Raw genomic sequence first — 1,988 nt, 5'->3', positions numbered from 1 at the left:
CACCCCCGGCAACGTCCCCACCCCAACCCCAACCCCAGTGTCATTCCACTCCTCCACCACCCGCACCCACTCAGCCGCACCCAACACCGGCACCCGACCCACCAACACCCCCGGATCCGCCGCCACAGCCTCCAGGATCCGTACCAACCAGCGCCCGAAGCCCTCGACCTGGTCGGGCTCGAACACGTCCGGGCGGTAGGTCAGCCGCAGCCGCAGGTCCGTGGCACCCGGGATGACCGCGAGCGTCAGCGGATAGTGCGTCGAGTCACGCCCCCCGGCCGGGGTGATCCGCAGCGTGTCGTCGGGCCCGGACCCGGGCTCGGGCCCAGCATCCGGGTCGAAGGGATAGTTCTCGTAGGCCACCAGCGTGTCGAAGGTCGCGCCCGCACCGGCCAACCGCTGGATCTCGGCCAGCCCCAGGTACTGGTGGGCGATCAGAGCCGACTGCCGGTCCTGCAACGCGGTCAGCATCTCGATGACGGGCCGGTTCGGGTCCAGCGGCACCCGCACCGGCACCGTGTTGACGAACAGCCCCAGCATGTCCTCCACCCCGGGCAGCTCGGGCGGACGACCCGCGACGACCGCACCGAACACCACATCGCGCTGCCCCGCCAACCGACTGACCAGCATCGCCCACGCCCCCTGCACGACCGTGTTCAGCGTCAGGTCGTGCTCCCTGGCCAGGGCGCGCAGGGCCGCGATCAGTTCGGGGCCCGCAGAGGCCATGACCCGGCCCGGCGCCACCGGAAGCCGGGCCGGGTCGCCCGGCGCGACCAGGGTCGGTTCCGTCGTGCCGGCCAGCTCCCGCTGCCAGGCCTCGCGCGCCGCGTGCCGGTCCTGGCGGCCTAGCCAGGCCAGATACTCCCCGTACGGCGTGACCGGTGGCAGTCCGATCGGGTCACCGCCGGCCGCATAGATGGTGGACAACTCACGCAGCAGGACCGGCAGCGACCAACCATCCATCAGGATGTGATGGTTGGTGATCACCAGGCGGTGGTGTCGTGCGCCGAACCGGATCACCAGGAACCGCAGCAGCGGGGGCACCGCGGGGTCGAAGGCACGGGCCAGCTCGGCGGCGGCCAGCCGGTCGGCCTCCGCCTCGGCTTCGGCCGAAGGCAGCGCCGACACGTCCGCCTCACGCCATGGCAGCGCGACCCGATCGGCGATCACCTGGACCGGCTGCTCCAGGCCGGCGAGGTGCCGGAATCCGGCGCGCAGGTTGGGATGCCGGTCCAGCAGCGCCTGGCCCGCAGCCCGCAGTACAGCGGTGTCCAGCGGGCCGAGCAGGTTCAGCAGGCCCTGCCCCGAGTAGGCGTCCAGCGCCTGCTCGCCGAGCATGGCGTGGAACAGCAGGCCCTCCTGCAGGGGCGACAGCGGCCACACCTCGGCCAAGCCGGGCTGCGCAGCCTCCAGCTCAGCCACCTGACCCTGATCCAATAGCACCAACGGAAAGTCCGACGGGCTGTGCCCGCCCGCACCAGGCCGCGCGGCGTGCGCGGCCAAGCCGGTCAGCATCGCCACCCAGCCCTCGCCCAACTCCCGCACGACAGACTCGGCCAACAACTCCCCCGGCCAGGAGAACATCAGGCTCAGCTCGGGGCCGTCCGCGCCGTCACGGACGACTCCGCCTGCTTCCAGGATGTGGGCGGCGGGCATCCGCTCGTCCATGTCCCCGCCGAGCGCCACCGGCTGCCACTCCTGCCGCCCGGAACCGGTGGTGAACCTGCCCAGGTAGTTGAAGCCGATCTGCGGGGTCGGCAGCGCCGCCAACGCCGGCCGCGTAGCGGGATTCAGATAACGCAACAGCCCGAAACCCAGACCATCACCGGGCACCGCCCGCACCTGCTCCTTGACCCTCTTCAACACCACACCAGCCGCGTCACCACCGGCCCGCACATCGACAAAGTCCACCTCACCCGGCTCCAACCTCACCGGATAAACACTGGTAAACCAACCCACCGTCCGCGACAGGTCGACCCCATCGGCCA

At 71.2% G+C, this 1,988-nt stretch carries 1 protein-coding gene; it reads right to left on the bottom strand.

Features of this window, described 5'->3' with window-relative positions; all coding sequences use genetic code 11:
• On the bottom strand, positions 1-1,932 hold a 1,932-nt coding region (locus BMG523DRAFT_RS22245; protein WP_235463411.1), incomplete at its 3' end, for a condensation domain-containing protein.
• Between the last annotated feature and the right edge of the window lie 56 nt (positions 1,933-1,988).

Source organism: Frankia sp. BMG5.23 (assembly GCF_000685765.2).
Taxonomy (GTDB): Bacteria; Actinomycetota; Actinomycetes; order Frankiales; family Frankiaceae; genus Frankia; species Frankia casuarinae.
The sequence above is the reverse complement of the archived record's forward strand: the minus strand, read 5'-3'. Positions and strand labels throughout refer to the sequence as shown.